At 65.3% G+C, this 21,428-nt stretch carries 14 protein-coding genes and 1 riboswitch; of the genes, 3 read left to right on the forward strand and 11 right to left on the reverse strand.

Going from position 1 to position 21,428, the window contains the following annotated elements; translation table 11 throughout:
- Positions 1-202: 202 nt before the first annotated feature.
- The 6 genes from FHR56_RS17030 to FHR56_RS17055 all read right to left on the reverse strand — a co-directional run bounded on the left by FHR56_RS17030 (position 203) and on the right by FHR56_RS17055 (position 6,485).
- Positions 203-1,573 (reverse strand): sensor histidine kinase, encoded by a 1,371-nt coding sequence (locus tag FHR56_RS17030; protein WP_184502808.1) that lies wholly within the window; start codon positions 1,571-1,573, stop codon positions 203-205.
- 82 nt (positions 1,574-1,655) lie between these two features.
- Positions 1,656-2,339 (reverse strand): response regulator transcription factor, encoded by a 684-nt coding sequence (locus tag FHR56_RS17035; RefSeq protein WP_003469280.1) that lies wholly within the window; start codon positions 2,337-2,339, stop codon positions 1,656-1,658.
- Positions 2,340-2,412: 73 nt separating this feature from the next.
- On the reverse strand, positions 2,413-2,796 hold the full coding sequence (locus FHR56_RS17040) for a hypothetical protein (RefSeq protein ID WP_184502809.1): 384 nt from the start codon (positions 2,794-2,796) through the stop codon (positions 2,413-2,415).
- A gap of 424 nt (positions 2,797-3,220) precedes the next feature.
- A complete protein-coding gene (gene dusA / locus FHR56_RS17045) occupies positions 3,221-4,240 on the reverse strand; it encodes a tRNA dihydrouridine(20/20a) synthase DusA (RefSeq protein ID WP_160946081.1) in 1,020 nt (339 codons plus the stop codon).
- Between the two features lie 587 nt (positions 4,241-4,827).
- Complete coding sequence (locus FHR56_RS17050) at positions 4,828-5,790, reverse strand: hypothetical protein (protein ID WP_160946080.1); 963 nt, start codon at positions 5,788-5,790, stop codon at positions 4,828-4,830.
- A 347-nt stretch (positions 5,791-6,137) separates the two neighbouring features.
- The gene (locus FHR56_RS17055) at positions 6,138-6,485 is read right to left on the reverse strand and encodes a hypothetical protein (protein ID WP_160946079.1); all 348 of its coding nucleotides are present in this window, start codon (positions 6,483-6,485) and stop codon (positions 6,138-6,140) included.
- A 58-nt stretch (positions 6,486-6,543) separates the two neighbouring features.
- Here FHR56_RS17055 and FHR56_RS17060 point away from each other — a divergent pair, with 58 nt between their 5' ends.
- Positions 6,544-7,752 carry a methyltransferase gene (locus tag FHR56_RS17060; protein ID WP_160946078.1) on the forward strand — a complete coding sequence of 403 codons (1,209 nt, stop codon included), beginning with the start codon at positions 6,544-6,546 and terminating at the stop codon, positions 7,750-7,752.
- Here the strand turns inward: FHR56_RS17060 and FHR56_RS17065 are convergent.
- The 3 genes from FHR56_RS17065 to FHR56_RS17075 are packed head-to-tail and all read right to left on the reverse strand — an operon-like array spanning position 7,749 to position 11,551.
- Positions 7,749-8,687 (reverse strand): hypothetical protein, encoded by a 939-nt coding sequence (locus tag FHR56_RS17065; RefSeq protein ID WP_160946077.1) that lies wholly within the window; start codon positions 8,685-8,687, stop codon positions 7,749-7,751. The genes FHR56_RS17060 and FHR56_RS17065 overlap by 4 nt on opposite strands.
- Position 8,688: 1 nt before the next feature.
- Positions 8,689-10,656, reverse strand: coding sequence for a hypothetical protein (locus FHR56_RS17070; RefSeq protein ID WP_160946076.1), 1,968 nt, complete (start codon positions 10,654-10,656; stop codon positions 8,689-8,691).
- A 4-nt stretch (positions 10,657-10,660) separates the two neighbouring features.
- Entirely contained in the window at positions 10,661-11,551 is an 891-nt protein-coding gene (locus tag FHR56_RS17075; RefSeq protein WP_160946075.1) for a hypothetical protein, read from the reverse strand.
- A gap of 97 nt (positions 11,552-11,648) precedes the next feature.
- A riboswitch (cobalamin riboswitch) is annotated at positions 11,649-11,902 on the forward strand.
- 210 nt (positions 11,903-12,112) lie between these two features.
- On the opposite strand from FHR56_RS17075, the gene metE reads away from it, so the two are divergent.
- Together metE and FHR56_RS17085 are read left to right on the forward strand one after the other, a co-directional pair.
- The gene (gene metE, locus FHR56_RS17080) at positions 12,113-14,404 is read left to right on the forward strand and encodes a 5-methyltetrahydropteroyltriglutamate--homocysteine S-methyltransferase (RefSeq protein WP_160946074.1); all 2,292 of its coding nucleotides are present in this window, start codon (positions 12,113-12,115) and stop codon (positions 14,402-14,404) included.
- 238 nt (positions 14,405-14,642) lie between these two features.
- Positions 14,643-16,640, forward strand: coding sequence for a choice-of-anchor X domain-containing protein (locus tag FHR56_RS17085; protein WP_160946073.1), 1,998 nt, complete (start codon positions 14,643-14,645; stop codon positions 16,638-16,640).
- A 183-nt stretch (positions 16,641-16,823) separates the two neighbouring features.
- Here the strand turns inward: FHR56_RS17085 and FHR56_RS17090 are convergent, their stop codons facing one another.
- Together FHR56_RS17090 and FHR56_RS17095 are read right to left on the reverse strand one after the other, a co-directional pair.
- Positions 16,824-18,275 (reverse strand): efflux transporter outer membrane subunit, encoded by a 1,452-nt coding sequence (locus FHR56_RS17090; protein WP_343160743.1) that lies wholly within the window; start codon positions 18,273-18,275, stop codon positions 16,824-16,826.
- Positions 18,276-18,280: 5 nt separating this feature from the next.
- The gene (locus FHR56_RS17095) at positions 18,281-21,427 is read right to left on the reverse strand and encodes an efflux RND transporter permease subunit (protein ID WP_160946072.1); all 3,147 of its coding nucleotides are present in this window, start codon (positions 21,425-21,427) and stop codon (positions 18,281-18,283) included.
- Position 21,428 lies beyond the last annotated feature (1 nt).

Raw genomic sequence — 21,428 nt, forward strand, 5'->3', positions numbered from 1 at the left:
TGGACGAAAAGCGGCGTGAAGACCGGCGCAGTATCGCCAGCTGGACGCCGGTCGCGTTAAGCCACTGTCGAAACGGCGGCAGGCATTTGCACGGGATTCACCTGCTGCTGCGGTGCAGCGGTGCTGGCCCAGGTGAGCCCGGCGCGGTTGGCAGGGCGCAGCGGGATGCCGATCCCGGACCGGCGCCGAGGCGTCGCTGCGCCTACAACCCCGGCGGCAAGGTGACCAGGAAGCGCGCCCCGCCCAGTTCCTCGGAGCGGCTGACCTGCAGTTCGCCGCGGTAGCCCTTGACCAGGTCCTGCACGATCGCCAGGCCGATGCCGTGGCCGTGCACGCGCTCGTCGCCGCGCACGCCGCGCTGCAGGATGTGCGCCACTTCCTCCGGCGCGATGCCGGGGCCGTCGTCCTCCACCGCGATGATCAGGCCGGCGCGGCGGCTGCCGGCGGCCGGTTCCGGGCGCACGCTCAGCAGCACCCGCCGGCGCGCCCACTTGAACGCGTTCTCCAGCAGGTTGCCGAGCAGTTCCTGCAGATCGCCGGGTTCGCCATGGAAGCGCGCGCTCGGCTCGATGTCGAACTCGCACAGCACGCCCTTGGCCGCGTAGACCTTCTCCAGGCCGCGCACGATCTCTTCGGCGTTGGGCTCGATCGGCAGCGGCGCGGCGAACAGCTTGTGGCCGCTGGAGGCGGCACGGGCCAACTGGTAGGACACCAAGTTGTTCATGCGCCGCAGCTGCACGTCCAGCTCTTCGCGCAGCTCCGGCCCCTGCGCACCGCTGTCGAGCTGGGTGCGCAGTACCGCCAGCGGCGTCTTCAGGCTGTGCGCCAGGTCGGCCAGGGTGTTGCGCTGGCGGTCCAGGTTCTCGCGCTCGCTCTCGATGAAGGCGTTGATGCTGTCGGTCAGCGGTTCCAGCTCGCGCGGGTGGCGATCGCCCATGCGCACCGCTTCGCCGCGCTGCACCTTGGTCAGTTCGTTGATCACCCGCCGCAGCGGGCGCAGGCTCCACTGCAGGATGAAGGCCTGCAGCACCAGCAGGATCAGGCCGGCGCCGCCGAGGTTGAACCACACCCGGCCGCGGAACACGCGCAGCTGCGCGCCCAGCGCGCGGGTGTCTTCCATGATGTAGATGGTGACCGGGGTTTCCTTGTCACGGCGCACGTAGGCCAGGCCGATGCCGTAGCGGTAGACCTCGCCTTCGCTGCCGTCGATCTGGGTCATCGGCCAGGGCCCGTCGAAGGTTTCCTGGCGCGGTTCGAGCATGCCGCCGCGCGGCGGCAGCGGGCCTTCGCTGGACATCGAGATCCAGCGCTCGTTGGGCATCACGATCTGCGCGTACAGGCCGCTGCCCGGCCGGTCGAAATGCGGGTCCGGCGGCGGCTTGTCGTTGTTGATGTACAGCGAACCGTCGCGGGCGACGTCGATGTTGTTGGCGTAGGCGGTGGCGTAGCTCTTCAGGCGCTCGCGCAGGTTGCTCAGCGCGGTGTCGGCGAAGGCCTGGTCCAGTGCGTAACCTGCGGCAGCCAGAAACGCCAGCAGACTGAGGCTGGCGGCGAGCAGCTGGCGCGCCTGCAGCGAACGCGGGCGCCAGCGCTTGTACCACCTGGGTCGTGCCGCCACGCGGTCGCTTCCTCGGTGTGCTCGCCGGCGCCTGCGATCAGCCTTCGGTGCGCGGAATCGCGAACCGGTAGCCGCGGCCGCGCACGGTCTCGATCGGCTTCAACTCGCCGTCCGGGTCCAGCTTCTTACGCAGGCGGCCGATGAAGACTTCGAGCACGTTGGAGTCGCGGTCGAAATCCTGCTGGTAGATATGCTCGGTCAGGTCGGCCTTGGAGACCAGTTCGCCGGCGTGCATCATCAGGTACTCGAGCACCTTGTACTCGTAGCTGGTCAGGTCGACGTTGCTGCCGCTGACACTGACGGTCTGCGCCGCCAGGTCCAGCGCGACCGGACCGCATTCCAGGGTCGGCTTGCTCCAGCCGGCGGCGCGGCGCAGCAGCGCGTTGACGCGCGCCAGCAGCTCTTCGACGTGGAACGGCTTGACCAGGTAGTCGTCTGCGCCCTGCTTGAGGCCTTCGACCTTGTCCTGCCAGCTGGAACGCGCGGTCAGGATCAGCACCGGAAACTTCTTGCCTTCGTCGCGCAGCGCCTTGATCAACTCCATGCCCGACATCTTCGGCAGGCCGAGATCGATGATGCCCACGTCGAAGGGCACTTCGCGGCCCATGTACAGGCCTTCCTCGCCGTCCTGCGCCGCATCCACCGCAAAGCCTTCGCGCTTCAGGCGAGCGGCCAGGGTCTCTCGCAGCGGAGCTTCGTCTTCGACCAGAAGGATACGCATGAACTCTCCCTAGTAACTTACAGGTGGCCGGTGGCCGGGGCGGTGTGTGGAACCTGAACCGAACTATCCGGACTCACGGGTGATCGTCGCGTGGTGGCTCGGGAGGCTCGCCCGAGCGCGGCGCCCGCGGCGGCGCCGTACGGCCAGGCTGCGGATCGTCCATATAGCGTACCCGTCCGCGGCCATCCATGTACTTGACGCGGTTGATGTCGCGCCCGTCGAACGGCACGCGTTCGGCACCAAGAATCTGCCCACCGGTGGAACGCTGCACGCGGCGCACCGCGTCGGACAGCGAGCTGCCGGGATAATCGCGGTTGCGGCCCGCATCGCGCTCCGGCGGCGCCATCACGCCCGGCATGGGCGGCTGCTGCGCACGGCCATGCCCGGCCGCGACCGACGCCAGCGCGAGCGCGAAGACAGCGGCAAAGCGGTAGTGGCGGGAAGCGGAAGAAGTCACGACGGGCATCCTAACGGACTGATCGGAAACGTTCAAAACTTGTGAAGCGCGACACCTCGCGGGAATGAAGACGACCTCGAGAAATCGAGGCAAATTCTTGATTTTTCGGGGTGAATCCGGTCTGAACTTTTCCGGGCGCCACGGGCAACATTCAGTCAAATGAACCTGCGGAGGGCCAATGCAAAGGCCGAGCCAACGGTCTGGAGAGGCCCTTCGGCAGGTGCTTCGGGGCGTCTCCCGGCGGCTAGAGACTAGCTGCAATATCCTGAACGGAATCCCTGAACGAGATGCAGGGAGCGGGAGACGAGTCCATCGCTGATGACGCCTGCGCCGCTCCCGGCGCACCCATGAGGAGACGACTGCGATCGGCCCCCGAGCAGGGCAAACGCGTCCCGGGGTTCCGGCTGAGCACCCGCCGGACAGGTCAGGCCGCCGCGCGCGCCGCCCCCTCGGTGACCGCCAACGCCCGCTCCAGCAGCGCCCAGTCCGCGCCCGGCCGGTGCGCGCCTTCGCTGAGCACCTGGCGGAAGGCACGGCCGCCCGGCTGCCCGTGGAACAGGCCCAGCAGGTGCCGGGTGATGTGCTTGAGCGCCAGACCCTCGGCCAGGCGCGCCTCGACGTAGGGGCGCAGCGCGCGCAGCAGTTCCGCGCGCGGGCGCAGCGCCGTGCCGGTCAGGGCCGCGTCCAGGCGGTGCAGGACGTAGGGGTCGTGGTAGGCGGCGCGGCCCAGCATCACCCCGCCCACCGCCTGCAATTGCGCCTGCGCTGTCTCCACCGCGGCCAGTCCGCCGTTGAGCACCACCTGCAACTGCGGCCGCTCGCGCTTGAGCCGGTGCGCCCATTCGTAGCGCAGCGGCGGCACTTCGCGGTTCTCCTTGGGCGACAGGCCCTGCAGCCAGGCGTTGCGTGCATGCACCACGAACAGCCCGCAACCGGCCGCGGCGATCTGGTCGACGAAGGCCAGGAACACCGCATAGTCGTCGTCCTGGTCCACGCCCAGCCGGCATTTCACCGTCACTGGGATGTCCACCGCCGCGACCATCGCCGCCACGCACTCGGCGACCAGCGCCGGCTCGCGCATCAGGCAGGCACCGAAGCGCCCGGCCTGCACCCGGTCGGACGGACAGCCGCAATTGAGGTTGATCTCGTCGTAGCCCCAGTCCTGGCCGATCCGCGCCGCCTGCGCCAGCAGCGCCGGCTCGCTGCCGCCGAGCTGCAGGGCAAGCGGATGCTCGGACGCATCGAAATCCAGCAACCGTGCGCGATCGCCCAGCACCACCGCATTGGCGTGCACCATCTCGGTGTAGAGCCGCGCCGACGGCGCCAGCAGCCGGTGGAACACCCGGCAATGCCGGTCAGTCCAGTCCATCATCGGGGCAACGGACAGGCGCAGCGAGGCGGCGTAGCGCACGGGGAGGTCGGCGGCGGGGAGCGGAAGCGTCATCGGCACGGCGGACGGGCGCCGCCGGCCGTCGGCCGCAGCGCCAGGTCATTGGCTTAGGGATCAATAGCTTACACCGTCGCCATGAACGCTGCCGGGATCTGCCGACAAAAACGCCCTGGCTGTGGATAGCGGCAAAAGGCGCAAGCTAGATCATATATAAATCAGTTGCTTGGCTAGCACCCTGCCAGCCAATGGCTAGCGGAATCACCACCTTAATGAGCTACTTGCTGACTGGCGCTATACCTTAAGGTGCTAGTGCCTCTTTGGCCTGTCATGTAAAGAGAATGAGAAAGAGCAGATCGCGTTCAAAGGGAACTCTGAAGCCTCTTGGAGCGACGAAAATAATCCGCGGCCACGACACAAGAAGTTTTTTGCACGCACGGTGGAACAGATTGATGATTGACCACCAAAGGAATCCTGCACGTGACATCGCAAACGGGCCAAGTCCTCAAAAGTGCGTGGAGCTGCCGACCCTAGCGACCCGTGCCGGTGTGGTCGCATCAGCACGAGGCTGAGCTTGTGACGCGGGCGTGCAATCTACGTGTTGCTTGCGCTATGTCAGAGCACCAGGCAACCACCCGTTCTGTTCAAGCGCTTAGACTCTTTATAGCCAGGTTCTGCTCAAGCAGATCCGCATAGGAGTTAATACGCGCACCAAATTCAAATAGATCTGTCTCCAAGATCAGAATCGGCTGCCCTTCTTTGGTGGTGCCATTGCGATGAACGATGTCATGTCTGATCTTGAGATCATTCTTAAAACCACTGAACTCCGGCACTGTTACGTCCAGTCCTATTTGCAGCAATGGCCTTACATCTGACCAGCGGTGCCATGGCAGCCGCTGCATGTAACCCTTGATATTTTCCTTTGCATTCTCGACAAACGCACGAGCATCTTTTCCCTTCAATTCCTTATTCGCGAATTCTGGCAGCCTATCCAATATTCGAGAGGCGGCCTGATCGTCCTCTTCAAGCCAGTACACCATCGTCTCCCATAGATACGTCTCAAAGGCAGAGAAGAGAAAAGCAAATGCAAGACGGTTCAGGAGTGCCTTGGTTGGCTCGTCACCTGTTAAGGTTTGAAGCTTCTGTCCCTGTAGAAGCGCACTAGTGAGCCGACCTCGGGGTCCCTTGTTTGTCGAGGAAACCACGACATCATAGTATTCATCGTATTCGTAGGGGTTGCTCCAGCGCCTCGGCGCCCAAGCGTCGCCAACTTCATCGTGAAGTCGAGATATGACTCGCTCTAAAATGTCATCGCGAGCGACGTCCCCGAACTGACTCCAAAGAATATCCTCTGGATCGTACGGTCCGCCATGAATGTATAGATACCCGCCCTCTCGCCCCACATATGGCGTGCCCTCTGCCGGATCGCAGTAGCGGCTGTACCACCACACGCTAAGCGCAGTCTCCTGATCGACCGCATCAGCGCGCTTAAGCCAGCTTTCGCTTGGTTCAAATGGCTCGCCTTCTAACTCAGCGTGGGCTTCTTCAGGCAGATTTGCCTCTTCAGCCCAGGGAGTGTCGAACAGCTGTTCTTTTGCCCGTCCCATCAGCCCACCTCCGATTGGTCGCTTTCAGCAAGCTATTAGCGCCGCGGGCACAGATGGACCGGGCAGCGCTCTGTAGCAGCCAGTCGCCGCGCTGCGCGTATCGCCGCTCAAACTCTACCGGGGACAAGTGGCGAACGGAACCACGCCAGCGGATGAGGTCGTAAAACATGTGAAAGTAATCCGGGCAGGTCCGATGCCGCCGTAGCGCGTGACGGTTGCATCTGCCCCGTCTTCAAAACGCTGAGGAGGCTCTCGCCATCGCGTTCGCGGAGTTCCCGCACTGCCTACGATGACGGCGCCTTGCTAGATCCCGAACCATGACCCTAAGGCAAGACCTTTGAACGGCCTTATCCCGGCCGCGGCCCGGCCAGGCGGCCACCGGGCGCCTGGTTAAGCATCGCGTCGAGCATCACGTTCAGCGCGGTGGCCACCTCGGGCCGGCTACTGACCAGCTCCAGCATCTTCCTGCCGAGTGCTTCCACCTGTGCATTTCCCTCACTGCCATGCTGCAACAGTAAATTTTGTGCAAATTTGCACACTCTTAGCGCGTGCCCCTCCAGCTTTTTGAAGTGCCCCGCTGCAATTCGAGACACCTGGGACGGGTGCACGCCAACGGCGACAGCAATAGCTGTTCGCGACGCCAGACGGGTAGTCAGTACGGTGTTTAGCGCAGCAAGGCCGGAAGCACGATCCATGTAGACATTGTGCAAATTTGCATGCAATATGCAAGACTCCTACAAAGGAGCCGCCTAGATGGCCGACCTTCGCTACCGCAAGGCCCGAAATCTCGCCGACTCGTACGGCCAGGTATTCACGCCGCGGGCCATAGCCGACCTGCTGGTGCAGTCACTCCCTGTGCCGGCAGGTGGCGTGTGCTCGCTTCTGGACTTGGGCGCCGGACAAGGCGCACTCAGCGATGCGGCGCATCGCATGCATCCTGGGGCGCGAGCCACACTGCTGGAAGTGGATCCCACCCTCGTACGCGGCTTAACCCAGAGTCGCAAGCGTAACCGGCGCGTAGTTCAGGCCGATGTGCTCGATGGCCAATGGCAGCCCTCCGCAGCGCCCAGCTGGATCCTGTCCAATCCACCGTTCGGCCACATGGCGATGACCGAAGAGCTGGCAAGCCAGGTCACTCAGTCCGACCTGGGCTTCCAGCCCGAAGGGACATGGTTGCGCGGGGACGTGGCTTTCTTGGTCAAAGCCTGGAACATGGCCGTCCGCGGCACCAGCCTAGGTTTCATCGTGGCCTCGCCGATCCTCTGCGCTCCGATCTACGCGGGCATTCGGACCACACTTGCTCGGGAAATGGGCGAGCTCATCGTTACTCAACTGCCAGAGAAGGTCTTCGATCGCGCGCAGGTGTACGCCCACATGATTTCCGGGCGTAAGGCCGCTGTTCGCAAAAGGCGCATCGTCTTGCGCAAGGCGAACGTGGAGGGCCGGATCGTCGACGAGCTGTCTATCGACCAAGCTGCGGCGCACGCCAGCCTGGACATCGACTACCACCGTGCCATCGAGCGTCTAGGCGTAGACCTGTCGCGCATGCGGGAAACGCTGTCCTCGGCCGGCGCGCTCATCACCCGTGGCAGCCGCTCAAACGCCGACTACAAGCGCCTGGGGCTGGAAGCTTTCCATACGACTGACCTAGACGTGTGCGGAGGTGATGTTCACCTGACTGGGGGTGAACTTACCGGCCACCAAATCGCTCGTGCCGGCGACATGCTGATCGCACGGGTGGGAAGCCGCTGCATCGCTCGGCAAGCACGCGTCCATGGCGGGTCAGGTCCTTACACCGAATCGGTCTATCGAGTTACGGTGCCGCAGCAGTACCGCCAGCGGGTGTGGCAAACCCTATCCAGCTCTTTCGGCACTGAGTGGCGCCTGGCACACGCGGCCGGCAGCTGCGCCAAGCACCTGACCGTGCAGACCTTGGCCTCGATGCCACTCCTACCTGCCTAAGTCAGTTGTACCTTTACCAAGTGCCATTGCCCGACCTCCTTGGAACGTCGCTTTACGCGTTCGGGGTGGTCGTAGTACAGCGATGTGCAGGCCTCAGCGCCCTTGGTTTCTACCAGAAATAGTGCCGCCGCCACGCTATGTGGTTTCGTGCCCAAAGGTGAAACGTAGAAGCACCCGTTCTCATCGCCCAATTCCCGGTACAGCGACCACAGCGTCATGTAGCCCTCGCGAACAGAATTGGCCTGACAGTAGTAAATCTGGTTCTCGTCAATGGAAATGTCTGCCAAGGCATCCAAATGCGGACGGATGCTGAAGGCTTCCCACCCAGCCTGGAACGCCGGAACGCCAACGACGGCGAAAAGCCGCTTTGTATCGTCGGTGAACTGACGCTGCTCGATGGCACTGAGCAAGCGCGAAGGCTCAAAGCCGAGCATGAAGATGTGCGAGCATAAACGGCTGCTCGAATACTCCTGCGCAAAGCCCTGCACGGTTGAGAAGCTACAGTTTGTGGTCAGCTGGTGGTCAATCGCCTGAGCATGACCTTGAAGCGGGACGCTTGCGGAGTAGGACTTTGGCTCGGCGTAAAGGAAGCGGAGCTCATGACAGCCGTTAGCTCGGGCAAAGCGCACCGCCTGCAAGATTTCGCCAAATCCCATCGTGGTCCCATCGATAAGAATTACGGCGCGCGGTGCCAGCTTGGCTTGGAAGTCCGCAAATCGAGTCGCCACGCCATTTACATAGAAGGATTGACTGTCAACGTCAAAGCGCAGTTTGAGCACCTGGCTAGCACCGCCACTAATGGCTGCAATGCTCGCCTCGCCCCGGTCGTCGACCGCCTCACCCACCAAAGCGATATCACACGATAACCACGACGAATCGAGTGCGAACGAGGCGCTTGAGAAGAACTTGAAAGCCCCGTTAGTGAAGACGCCCATGTCAGTTTGTACCCGCAAACAGGTCCATGACATCGTCTTCGCGCCTGCCTAGTTCGCGGACAAGCTGATTGCGCTGTCCCTGGTCGCCTTCCAGCATGACGCGAAGTTGCTCGGCATCGAGCTTCATGCTGCGCTTCTTGCGAAATGAGATCTGGAAGAACGGGGCATAGACGGGATTGAGGATGTAATCGTATGTGATCATCGCCGCCGCCTTCATTTTGGTCTCCCGCGCGATGGAGAGGACTGACCACTTCTCTGCTTCGTCCAAGTACGTCTGCAGTTGTTCGGTTAGCTCGCCCGTGCCCAACACGAAGTGATTGATCTCCGGCTCGGACTGGCGGGTGGCGCGATGGCGCTCGCGAAAGATCGATCCCAAGCATTGCACCATGGCATGGAGCTGAGGCCCATACTTTCCGTGTCCTTTGACCTTGGCCAAGATGGCATCGCTGGCTTCGCGAATGGCTTCCATCTGGATGCGAGCCTCTACTTCGGGCAGATCCCTACTGATCTTCCCGCTTTTCTCGTACGCCAGAAAGATACGGTGGACCAAGTCGATGAAGTGACGCACATTGCCACGCGTCATGAGCGTCAGCGCACCAAAACCGCTGAAGAGCACGGATGTCCGCTGAGCATCCATGTACAGCGCGTTGATACAACCCCACAAGTTGGTCATGATCAGGTCCTGACCATACCCAAAGCGCGTCTCACTTCCGCCTTCCTGCTTGCGCAGCTCCGCGAGTAGATCAGTGGGTGATTCACGTTGACGGGAAAGCAAAGCAGGCATGATGACTGAAGCCCAAGGCACCGCCTCGCTAATAAATGCTTCGGGTGTGAGCTTGGCCGCCCTGGCCTCCAAGGCTGAGGAAATGTTCTTAACCAAGCGCGCACGTAGACGGGGATCGTTGAGGATGAGCTCGGCGGCCTCTCGCTCGCCAATGCGTGGCAGCATATGTTCAGCGGCGCTCACAACCTTGCGCCTATAGTTATCGTCGCCGAATCGCTCATAGACACGATCCACGGAGGTTAGCTGGTCGGTATCGACCACCAGTGAGCTGGCCAGATCCGGGCGCAACTCGGCCAGTCGAAAGAACATCAGCTCTGCTGCGAACAGCTCGAAGTCCTCCATCAGTTCGGTCTCGATGTCGACCTGACTGTAGTCGGATATGGCTTCGATAGACTCCGGCCCCAAGGTTTGCTTGACCTGGAAGCCATTACGCTTCATGGCGATGTTGAACAGCAACGGCGGAACACCGTGCTTGAGCAGCCCATTGATGAACTTCTGCTGCTCCACCCGCATGTTCTCGTACTCGTCGATGAAAACGACGAACGTCGATTTAGCTAGATACCCCAGTTGTTCGCGAATCACCCCAACGAAAGCGCTGAGGAAGGCGGTCAAGGGGATGAATCGTGGCACCGACTCCTGTTCCATGTTATTGAGCCAAATCGCAAGCTCGCTGCTTTTGCGGGCGAGCACTCGGTCGGCGCTTTCCAAGGAGTTGCCGAATCCGGCGTCAAACACATCCAATGGAGACAGATCCAGCTTCTCAAGGCCGCCATAGGAGGAGCGGCGGGTCTCGTTGCAATTGATCGACCTAAGGGCGCCGACCAGCTCCCGACCCAGTTCGCAGGCGAGTACGTGTTCAAAGGCCGCACGCCATCGCGACTCGGACTGCTCACTGCCTACGAAAGAATTCAGGAAGTTGGTGTCGGCACGCCAGTACAAGCCGATGTGGCTGAAAGCGTCGGCGGGCAAATCGCTGCGCCGCGGGGAAAACTGAGTCGGATGACAAAAATAGCGGAGCAGAGTGGTCTTGCCACACCCGCGTCCACCCACAATAACGAAGGCCTTTGTCTGTGCCTTGATGCCCAAGGTATGGATGAAGGGAGGCACGATAAAGTCGCCCCACTTGTCGATGTTTCCCTCCTCGCTGCGGACAGTCAGAAATGCATCGGGGAACCGCGTGGTCATGCGCCTATCGCTCCAGCAGAGGCTGCCAGCTTTGGGACTTATACCAGAGCGTAGGCAGGGAATTGTTGGGTGTGGAGTGCTCGAAACCGTAGGTTAGGGCCAGCGAGCCCATCCCCAGGTGGCCGGTGCTGCGGGGTACGATTCCGCGTTCGTTGGCAAATCCCTCGTACCATGTGGCGGCATCTTGCGCCGAAACAGTTTCGTGCCCCACCCGCGACCAGACTTCGTCTGAGAAGAACCCATGGCTGGCACCCAGGTACTCGCCGCAGATGATATGTAGCTGGGGCCAGAGCCCAGCCAAGTGAGTCAGACCCTGTTGGTGTGCTGTCACCGGCGCATAGACCATCGACGCGCTCGTGAGCTTGGTGTCGAACATCCAACGCTTGAAAAACTTCTCGAACTGGGTTCCTCCACCCAGAAAGTCATCGACGAAAACGATGGTGTCTACCTTACCCTCATCCATCAGCTCGACTGCCCGCCATGGCCATACCATGGCACTTGGACGGCAACGCAGGAGTCGTTGAAGCCGTCGCATAACTAGAGGGCCAGACTTGGTGGGCGGATCGTCGTCACAGACAACAGGCACCAAGCGAACGCTGCCATCGCCGCGCTCCAGCAACTGGCTCAGATGAAGATCGTGCTCATTGGGGAACAATCGGCGGCTTACGCCACCTCGGAACAGAGCTATTAGCCCGGCCTCGAACTGCTTGCGTGACCGCACGTTGAGGCAGGACAGCACAGAAGCCGCAAAGAACTGCTCTTGAGGGCTGGTAAATTGTCTTGTCCAGTTCTCATAGCTCGCCGACGAAATCGGCCAGATATGTGCATCAATGAGCTTTTGGCAATCGGCGAAAACAGAAGTGGAAAACGCTGAGCTGCAGTCAGGTAGTTGCACCTCATCCATCCTTGGGTTTGTCAGTGCTTCGCATGGCACAGCATGCATTCACTCTTGTCAATCTGAGAAGGCCCTTGACCGCCCGCCCCATCCGGCCTATCGTGCGCTCGCCGAAGGTATTCATCGCTTCATTCGGATGAAGGGATTAATTTAAACGGGAATCCGGTGACGGCCGGCGCCGCAAGCGCCTGCCCATTCCGGAGCTGCCCCGCAGCGGTGAATGGAAACGACCTCCGTCAATGGCACTGGGCCGGCGCATGCCGGCCTGGGAAGCGACGGACAGTAGGTGCGCAGCCGGCACGGTGCGCGTGTCCATCAGCCCGAATACCGGCCCCGGCCGGAGGACCGTGCGTCCTCCGATTCGACCTGGCGCTTCCGCGGGGAGGCGGCCGGACCGCGACCTGGCCTTGCGCCGCGCCGCGTCGTCCGCCTGCCCGCGCGGTACCGGTTCGCCCGCGGGGGCGAAGGTCGCTGGCGTGGCAGGCGGTCCGTGCGAACGGGACGCGCGGCGCGCGGTTCCTTCGTTCCTCAATGCCCTTGAACGCAATGAGGAAACGCAACATGACGATCGTGACCAACCTGGGCTTCCCGCGCATCGGTGCGCGGCGCGAGCTCAAGCAGGCGCTGGAACGCTACTGGCGCCGCGACATCGACGGCGCGCAACTGCAGGACACCGCACGCGACCTGCGCCTGCGCCACTGGCAACTGCAACGCGAGGCCGGGGTGGACGTGCCGCCCAGCAATGACTTCAGCCTGTACGACGCGATGCTCGACACCGCGTTCCTGTTCGATGCCATCCCGCAACGCTACCGCGCGCTGGCCGATGCCGATCCGCTGGCCGGCTACTTCGCGATGGCGCGCGGCACGCAGGAACACGGCCTGGACCTGCACGCGCTGGAAATGACCAAGTGGTTCGACACCAACTACCACTACCTGGTGCCGGAGCTGGCGCGGCGCCAGCACTTCCGCCTGCGCGGCGACAAGCCGGTGGTGGAGTTCCTGGAAGCCAAGGCGCAGGGCATCCAGACCCGGCCGGTGCTGATCGGGCCGGTGACCTTCCTGGCGCTGTCCAAGACCGTGGACGGCAGCGACCGCTGGGCGCTGCTGGACAGCCTGCTGCCGGTGTACGCCGAACTGCTGCAGCGCCTGCATGCGGCCGGCGCCGGCTGGGTGCAACTCGACGAACCGGCGCTGGTGCTGGACCTGGACGAGGCCGCACGCGCCGCCTATCGCCGCGCGTATGACGTCCTGGCACAGGCGCCGCGGCCGAAGCTGCTGCTGACCAGCTACTTCGGCGAGTTGGGCGACAACCTGGAGCTGGCGATGGCGCTGCCGGTGGATGGCGTGCACGTGGACCTGGTGCGCGGCGTGGCGCAACTGGACGCGGTGCTGCAGGCCCTGCCGGCCGGGCGCGTCCTCTCGGCGGGCCTGGTCAACGGCCGCAACGTGTGGCGCACGCCGCTGGACAACGCGCTGACCCTGGCCCGCTACGCCGCCGGCCATGTCGGCCGCGAGCGGCTGTGGCTGGCCCCGTCGTGCTCGCTGCTGCACGTACCGGTGGATCTGCAGCAGGAGACCAAGCTGGACCGCGAACTGGTCGGCTGGCTGGCCTTCGCCAGGCAGAAGCTGCAGGAACTGCGTACCCTGGCCGATGCGCTGGACGACCAGCCGCAGGCGCAGGCGGGGCTGGATGCAGCGCGCGATGCGCTGGCCAGCCGCCGCGCCTCCGCCCGCGTGCATCGCCCCGAAGTGGCACGACGGGTGGAGGCGCTGACCGACGACGCCGGGCGCCGGCAGTCGCCGTATGCGCAGCGCCGCCAGGCGCAGCAGGCGGCGCTGCGGCTGCCGCTGTATCCGACCACCACCATCGGCTCGTTCCCGCAGACCGAGCAGGTGCGGCAGGCGCGCGCGCAGCACAAGGCCGGCAAGCTCGACGATGCCGCGTACGACGCGTTCCTGGCCGCCGAAACCGAGCGCTGCGTGCGTGCGCAGGAGCAGCTGGGCCTGGACGTGCTGGTGCACGGCGAGTTCGAGCGCAACGACATGGTCGAGTACTTCGGCGAGCAGCTCGACGGCTTCGCCTTCACCCGGCATGGTTGGGTGCAGAGCTACGGCTCGCGTTGCGTGAAGCCGCCGATCATCTACGGCGACGTGCAGCGCCCGGCGCCGATGACGCTGCGCTGGACCCAGTATGCACAGTCGCTGACCGAGCGGCCGATGAAGGGCATGCTGACCGGGCCGGTGACGGTGCTGCAGTGGTCGTTCGTGCGCGACGACCAGGAACGCGCGCAAACCTGCCGGCAGATCGCGCTGGCGCTGCGCGACGAGGTGCGCGACCTGGAGGCGGCCGGCATCGGCGTGATCCAGATCGACGAGCCGGCGATCCGCGAAGGCCTGCCGCTGCGTCGCGCCGACTGGCAGGCGTACCTGGACTGGGCGGTGCAGAGCTTCCGCATCGCCGCGGCCGGCGTGCGCGATGCCACGCAGATCCACACCCACATGTGCTACTCGGAGTTCAACGACATCATCGAGGCGGTGGCGGCGATGGATGCGGACGTGATCTCGATCGAGACCTCGCGCTCGCGCATGGAACTGCTCGATGCCTTCGTGCGCTTCCGCTACCCGAACGCGATCGGGCCGGGCGTGTACGACATCCACTCGCCGCGCGTGCCGAGCACGCAGGAGATGGTGGCGTTGCTGGAGAAGGCGCGTGCGGTGCTGGATCCGCAGCAACTGTGGGTCAACCCGGATTGCGGACTGAAGACCCGCGGCTGGGCGGAAACGCGCAGCGCCTTGGAAGCGATGGTCGCCGCGGCGCGGCAATTGCGCACGCAGCAGGCGCAGGCGGCGTGAGCCGACGATGCCCGGCGCCACGTGCGCCGGGCATCACCGCGCTCCAGGCATGCCCGGCATCCCAGTTCGGCGCGCATTGCTGCATTGCGTCTTTGTCCGGCAATGTGCGCTGGCTATAACCGGAGGCGAACGCGTGGCGAGGGGGCGCTGCGTCCTCGCCGACGTGCTGCCGGCGGCGCCCTGCGCCGCGTATCCGGTAGGTGCGTCTGCTACTCAGCACCGCCAGGGAGAGCGCGTCATGCCGAAGCTGTCGAAACTGTCCGCCGTCTGCGTCCTGTATCTCGTCGTCCCCGCTGCCGCACTGCATGCGGCCGAACTGATTCCCAAACAACTGGCCGGCCCGCCCGAGGAGTTCGCGCAGATGCGCGCACCCGCTCCGGCGGAAGCGGCGATTCTGTCCAAGAGCGCACTGCTGCCCGTGGAGTTCTCCACCGCGCGCAGCGGTGGCCCGGCGCAATGGCACACCACCCTGCCGGTGGAGAACGGCAAGCTGCGCTTCGTGGTGTTGTCCGGCGAACACGACTGGCAGCCGCGCCTGAGTGCGCCGGCTTCGGCCAGCGCACGCGCAGGCACCGCCGCCGCGACGCCGATGCTCGCGCCCAGCGCCAAGGCCACCCAACTGGGCGCCGGCGGCGCCGCGCTGCCGGCCCGCGAGTACCGCGTTGACACCGCCGCCAACGGTGAGTGGTCCCTGACCCTGCAGGCGGACAGCAGCAGCGCAGCGCAGCGTGGCTACGTGCTGATGGAAGGCGACCCGCGCACGCAACTGGCCTCCTATCCCAGCGACCGCGCGCAACTGCAGCGTGGCCAGCGCATCGGCCTGACCGCCCTGCTCGGCGGCATCGATGCGCAGGGTGGCGTGTCGCTGGCGCGCAGCGCCGGCAGCGGCCGCATCGACACCGCGCAGCTGCGGGTGATCGCGCCGGACGGCTCCATCAGCCAGTGGCCGATGGCCGACGACGGCCGCCACGGCGACGGCGCCGCGGGCGACGGCGTGTATGCCGGCGACTTCCCGGCGACCGCCACCGGCACCTACATCGCGCAGGTGGTGGTGCACGGCCACGACGCCGGCGGCCAGGCCTTCGTGCGCACCAGCGAGCACGTGCTGCCGGTGCTGGACACCACCTTGCGCATCAACGCCGACGCGGTTGCCGCCAGCGCCCAGCCCGGCACTCGCCTGACCCTGCCGATCCCGGTGCGCATCGGCGGCGGCCAGGCGCCGGCGCACTACCGCGTACTCGGCGAACTGTGGGGCACCGGCCGCGACGGCAGCGCAGTGCCGGTGGCCTGGCTCGGCGGCATGCTCGCGCCGCAGGACGGACGCCTGCCGTTGAGCGTGGACGAACGCTGGATCGCCCGCGCCGGCGCGCGTGCGCCGTTCACCCTGCGCAACCTGCGCGTGGAGGATCCGGACAACTTCGTGCCGCTGGCCACGCGCGCGACGCTGCCACTGACCCTGCCGGCGCTGCGCCGGAGCAGCATCGCCCGCAGCAGCGGCGCGATCGACGAGAGCATGCGCATGGGCGAGCGCCCGGCGCAGCTGAGCGCCGCCACCACCGACATGCAGGCGCAGGCCACCGGCAAGCGGCTGGTGCTGGTGCACGGCTACTGCTCGGGCGGGGTGTGGCCGGTGGCGCAGTTCAGCAACGCCTCCGCGTTCCTGGACGTCAACCAGAACCGCAGCAACGACCAGTTCGCGCAACGCCTGGCGCAGTTCGGAAGCCAGTGGAACTCGTTCGGCACGGTGGCGCACAGCCAGGGCGGCATGGCCGCGCTGCATCTGTACGTGTACTACTGGAGCGGCCTGGACAACGCCAGCGGCGGGCGGGTGATGCAGTCGGTGGGCACCCCGTACCAGGGCACCAACCTGGCCGGTATCCTGGCCACGGTGGGCTCGTGGTTCGGCGTGGGCTGCGGCACCAACAACGACCTGACCTACGACGGCGCCAAGGCGTGGCTGGCCGGCATCCCCAACTCGGCGCGGGCGCTGGTGAACTACTACACCACCTCCTTCGCCAAGACCAACTGGTACACCAACGACTACTGCAATGCGGCCTCTGACCTGGTGTTGAGCGACCCGGAGGACGGCACCGTGGAGCAGGTCAACGGCCAGCTGCCCGGCGGCGTCAACCGCGGCCACACCACCGGCCAATGCCACACCACCGGCATGCGCGATCCGGCGCAGTACCTGGACGCCAGCCGCAACGCGACGATGAACGCCAACGCGGCGCGTTGAGGGGCGGGGATTGGTTTGTCGGGATTGGGGATTGGTAACAGCGCCGCCCGGGCATGTCAGCTGGTGCGGCGCTGATCTTTCGACCCGGATGCGGTTTTTGTAGGAGCGGCTTCAGCCGCGGCAGGTGGGGTCGGTCATGCCTGTCGCGGCTGAGGCCGCTGCTACGGTCGTGCGTTGAATGCGCTAACGCGCCGCGTCCGCCACAGACTCGCCGCTTTGCGCATCCGCACCGCCGCCGAGCACCTTGTACAGGGTGACGCGGTTGCCGGCCTCGGTCAGCCGCAACGTGATCAGGTCCTGCTGCGCCGAGTACAGCGAACGCTGTGAGTCCAGCGCGTCTAGATAGCTGTCCACGCCATTGCGATAGCGGGCCTCCGCCAGGTCGTAACTGCGCTGGGTGACCGCGACCAGGGCGCGCTGCGCGTCCATGCGTTCGTCCAGTTGCGCGCGCGTGGCCAGTGCGTCGGCCACTTCGCTGAAGGCGCTCTGGATGGCCTTTTCGTAGGTGGCGACGTTGACGTCGCGGGTGATGCGGGACACATCCAGTTCGGCTTTGAGCGCGCCGGCGCGGAAGATCGGCACGCTGATGCTGGGCACGAACGACCAGGTGCGGTTGCCCGCATCGAACAGGCTGGACAGCGCGCCGCTGCTGCGCCCGGTCGAGGCGGTCAACGAGATGGTCGGGAAGAACGCCGCGCGTGCCGCGCCGATGTCGGCGTTGGCCGATTTCAGCGTGTGCTCGGCGTACAGCACGTCCGGGCGCTGCAACAGCACGCGCGACTCCAGCGGCGCCGGCAGCGGTGCCAGCGCCACGCCGCCCTCCAGCGCGCCGGCCTGCGGCAGGGCATCGGCCGCCACCGGCGCGCCGACCACCAGGTCCAGGGCATTGCGCGCGGTGGCCAGCTGCGTGGTGTAGCTGGCCACGTCGGCACGCGCGCTCTCCACGCTGGTCTGCACCTGCGCCAGGTCCAGCCCGGAGGCGATGCCTTCCCGGTGTCGCGCCTCGGTGAGCGCCAGGGTCCGCCGCTGGCTGTCCAGGGTCTGCTGCGCCAGCGCCAGACGCTGCTGGTCGGCGGCCACGGTCAGCCAGTCGGCCGCGACTTCGGCAACCAGGCTCAGGCGTGTGCTGCGCTGGGTCTGTGCGGTCGCCAGGTAGGTTTCCAGGGCTTCTTCCTTGAGGCTGCGGATGCGCCCGAACAGATCCAGCTCCCAACTGCTGATGCCGACGTCGGCCGCATACGTGCGCGCCACCTCGGAACGTCCGCTGAGGCTGGTGGCGGCGCTGCTGCGCGAGGCGCTCTGGCTGCCGCTCACGCTCACCGACGGGAACAGGTCGGCGCGCTGGATGCGGTACTGCGCGCGCGCCTTGTCGATGTTGAGCACGGCCACGCGCAAGTCGCGGTTGTGCTCCAGCGCCTGCGCGATCACGTGCTGCAGGCGCGGGTCCAGGAACACCTGGCGCCAGTCCAGCGAAGCCACGTTGGCCACGGCGTCGCCATTGCCACTGCTGCTGTCGCCGTTGGCGAAGGTCGCCGGCACCCGCGCGTCGGGGCGCGCGTAGCTCGGCGCCAGGCTGGCGCAGCCGGCGAGCAGGCCGGCGCAGGCCAGCGCCAGCGCCGAGCGGGTCAGGAACACAGTGGTCACGGGTTCGCCTCCTGCAGCTGTGCCGGTGCCGGTTCGGCGCGTTTGCCGGGGAACAGACTGCGCACGATCACGTAGAACAGCGGCACGAAGAAGATGCCGAGCGCGGTCGAGACCAGCGTGCCGCCGAGCACGCCGGTGCCCAGCGAATGGCGGCCGCCGGAACCGGCGCCGCTGCTGACCACCATCGGCAGCACGCCGAGCAGGAACGCCAGCGAGGTCATCAGGATCGGCCGCAGGCGCATGCGCGCCGCATGCAGGGTGGCCTCGACCAGCGGCTGGCCCTTCTCTTCCAGTTCCTTGGCGAACTCCACGATCAGGATGCCGTTCTTGGCCGCCAGTCCCATCGTCGCCAGCAGGCCGACCTGGAAATAGATGTCGTTGGACAGCCCGCGCAGCCACGTTGCCAGCAGCGCGCCGACGATGCCCACCGGCACCGCCAGCATCACCGAGATCGGGATCGACCAGCTCTCGTACAGCGCGGCCAGGCACAGGAACACGAACACCAGCGACACCGCGTACAGCATCCAGGTCTGCGCGCCGGCGGCCTGCTCCTGGTAGGACATGCCCGACCAGGCGTAGCCCACGTCCTTGCCGACCTTGCCCACCAGCGCAGCGATGCCGTTCATCGCCTCGCCGGAACTGATGCCGCTGGCGGCGCTGCCGGTGATCTCCATCGACTCCACGCCGTTGAAGCGGCTCAGCACCTGCGGCGCATACGCCCACTGGCTGCTGGAGAAGGCCGAGAACGGCACCATCTCCGAACTGCTGTTGCGCACGTACCAGCGGCCAATATCGGCCGGCAGCATGCGGGCGGCCGGCTCGCCCTGCACATAGACGCGCTTGACCCGGTTGTTGTTGAGGAAGTCGTTGACGTAGCTGCCGCCCATCACCGTCGCCAGCGTGGCGTTGATGTCCGAAGCGCTCAGGCCCAGCGCGCCGGCCTTGGCGTCGTCGATCTGCACGCGGTAGGTCGGCGCGTCCTCCAACCCGTTGAAGCGCACCGCGCTCAGCTCCTTATCGGCGTTGGCCAGCTGCAGCAGTTGCTGCCGCGCGGTGACCAGCGCGTCGTGGCCCTTGCCGGCCACGTCCTGCAATTCCAGGGTAAAGCCGGACGTGGTGCCCAGGCCGTTGATCGCCGGCGGCGACAGCGCGAACACCTGCGCATCCGGTAGCGTGCCCATCATCGCGCCGGTGATGCGGTTGGCGATCTCCTGCGCCGAAGCGTCGCGCTCGACCCAATCCTTGAGCTTGATGAAGCCCATGCCCGAATTCTGGCTGCTGCCGGCCAGGCTGAAACCGGTGATGGTCATCATGCCGGCCACCTCCGGCTGTTTGAGGATGTACGCGGCGGCCTGGTCGATCGACTGCTGCGTGCGCTGCTGGGTCGCGCCGGCCGGCGTGGTGAACATCACCATCAGCATGCCCTGGTCCTCGTCGGGCAGGAACGAACTGGGCAGGCGCCAGAACAGCAGCGCCATCACCGCGAGCAACACCAGATAGACCAAGCCGCCGAGCTTGCGGTGGCCGATCAGCTTGCCCACGCCGCGGCCGTAGCCGTCGGCGCCGCGGTCGAAGCGCGCATTGAACCAGCCGAAGAAGCGCCCGAGCGGGCCCTTGCGCGACACGTGCCCGCCCTGCTCGATCGGCTTGAGCAGGCTGGCGCACAGCGCCGGACTCAGGGTCAGCGCCACCAGCAGCGACAGCAGCATCGCCGCGGCGATGGTCACCGAGAACTGGCGATAGATCTCGCCGGTGGCGCCGCCGAAGAACGCCATCGGCAGGAACACCGCGGTCAGCACCAGGGCGATGCCGACCAGCGCGCCGGAGATCTGCCCCATCGAGGTATAGGTCGCCTGCCGCGGCGACATGCCTTCCTCGCTCATCAGGCGCTCGACGTTCTCCACCACCACGATGGCGTCGTCGACCAGCAGGCCGATCGCCAGCACCATCGCGAACATGGTCAGCGTATTGATCGAATAGCCGAGCAACGCCAGCACGCCGAAGGTGCCCAGCAGCACCACCGGCACCGCGATCACCGGCACCAGCGTGGCCCGCCAGTTCTGCAGGAACAGGTACATCACCAGCACCACCAGCACGATCGCCTCGAGCAGGGTCTTGACCACTTCCTCGATGGAGATGCGCACGAACGGCGTGGTGTCGTAGGCGATCTCGTACTTGAGCCCGGCGGGGAAGTACGGCTTGAGCTGCTCGAGCTTGGCTTCCACCGCCTTGGCCGCGTCCAGCGCGTTGGCGCCGGTCGCCAATTCCAGGCCCATGCCGGAGGCGGACTTGCCGTTGTACTTGGAACTGGACGCGTAGGACTTGGAGCCCAGCTCGACCCGCGCCACATCGCGCAGGTACACCGTGGCGCCGCCGGTCTGCGACTTCAGCACGATCGCCTCGAACTGCGCCGGGGTCCTGAGCTTGCTGCGCGAGGTGACCGTGGCGTTGAGCTGCTGGCCCTGCACCGCCGGCAACGCGCCCAGCGCGCCGGAGGAGACGTCGGCGTTTTGCGCCGAGATCGCGTTGCTCACGTCCGAAGGCATCAGCGCATAGGTGCGCAGCTTTTCCGGATCCAGCCAGATCCGCATCGAATACTCGGAGCCGAACACGTTGACCCCGCCGATGCCGTTGAGCCGGCTGATCGGATCCTGCAACGTGGACACCATGTAGTCGCCGATGTCGGTGCTGTCCATGCTGCCGTCTTCGGAGGTAAAGGCCAGCACCATGAACATGCTGCTGCCCATGGACTTGGTGACGGTCACGCCATTGCTCTGCACCGCCTCGGGCAGCATCGCCTCGCCTTGCGAGACCTTGTTCTGCACCTGCACCTGGGCGGTGTCCGGATCGGTGCCGGAATCGAAGGTCAGGGTGATCGAGGCAGTGCCGGCAGAACTGCTGCTGGAGGACATGTACAGCAGGTGGTCCAGGCCGGTCATCTGCTGCTCGAGGATCTGCGTCACCGAGTTCTGCACGGTCTCCGCCGAGGCGCCGGTGTAGGTGGCGCTGATGTTGATCGACGGCGGAGCGATGTCGGGATACTGCTCCAACGGCAGCGACAGGATCGAGAGCGCGCCGGCCAGGGTGATCACGATCGCGATGACCCAGGCGAAGATGGGACGGTCGATGAAGAAGCGGGCCATG

Origin of the sequence: Xanthomonas sp. F10 (genome assembly GCF_014206815.1) — a bacterium.
Lineage (GTDB): Bacteria > Pseudomonadota > Gammaproteobacteria > Xanthomonadales > Xanthomonadaceae > Xanthomonas_A > Xanthomonas_A indica.

Coding starts and splice junctions, on each gene's coding strand:
- FHR56_RS17035 (WP_003469280.1), bottom strand. CDS start 2,339: ATGCGTATCCTTCTGGTCGAAGACGAAGCTCCGCTGCGAGAGACCCTG.
- dusA (WP_160946081.1), bottom strand. CDS start 4,240: ATGACGCTTCCGCTCCCCGCCGCCGACCTCCCCGTGCGCTACGCCGCC.
- FHR56_RS17050 (WP_160946080.1), bottom strand. CDS start 5,790: ATGGGACGGGCAAAAGAACAGCTGTTCGACACTCCCTGGGCTGAAGAG.
- FHR56_RS17055 (WP_160946079.1), bottom strand. CDS start 6,485: ATGGATCGTGCTTCCGGCCTTGCTGCGCTAAACACCGTACTGACTACC.
- FHR56_RS17060 (WP_160946078.1), top strand. CDS start 6,544: ATGGCCGACCTTCGCTACCGCAAGGCCCGAAATCTCGCCGACTCGTAC.
- FHR56_RS17065 (WP_160946077.1), bottom strand. CDS start 8,687: ATGGGCGTCTTCACTAACGGGGCTTTCAAGTTCTTCTCAAGCGCCTCG.
- FHR56_RS17070 (WP_160946076.1), bottom strand. CDS start 10,656: ATGACCACGCGGTTCCCCGATGCATTTCTGACTGTCCGCAGCGAGGAG.
- metE (WP_160946074.1), top strand. CDS start 12,113: ATGACGATCGTGACCAACCTGGGCTTCCCGCGCATCGGTGCGCGGCGC.
- FHR56_RS17085 (WP_160946073.1), top strand. CDS start 14,643: ATGCCGAAGCTGTCGAAACTGTCCGCCGTCTGCGTCCTGTATCTCGTC.
- FHR56_RS17095 (WP_160946072.1), bottom strand. CDS start 21,427: ATGGCCCGCTTCTTCATCGACCGTCCCATCTTCGCCTGGGTCATCGCG.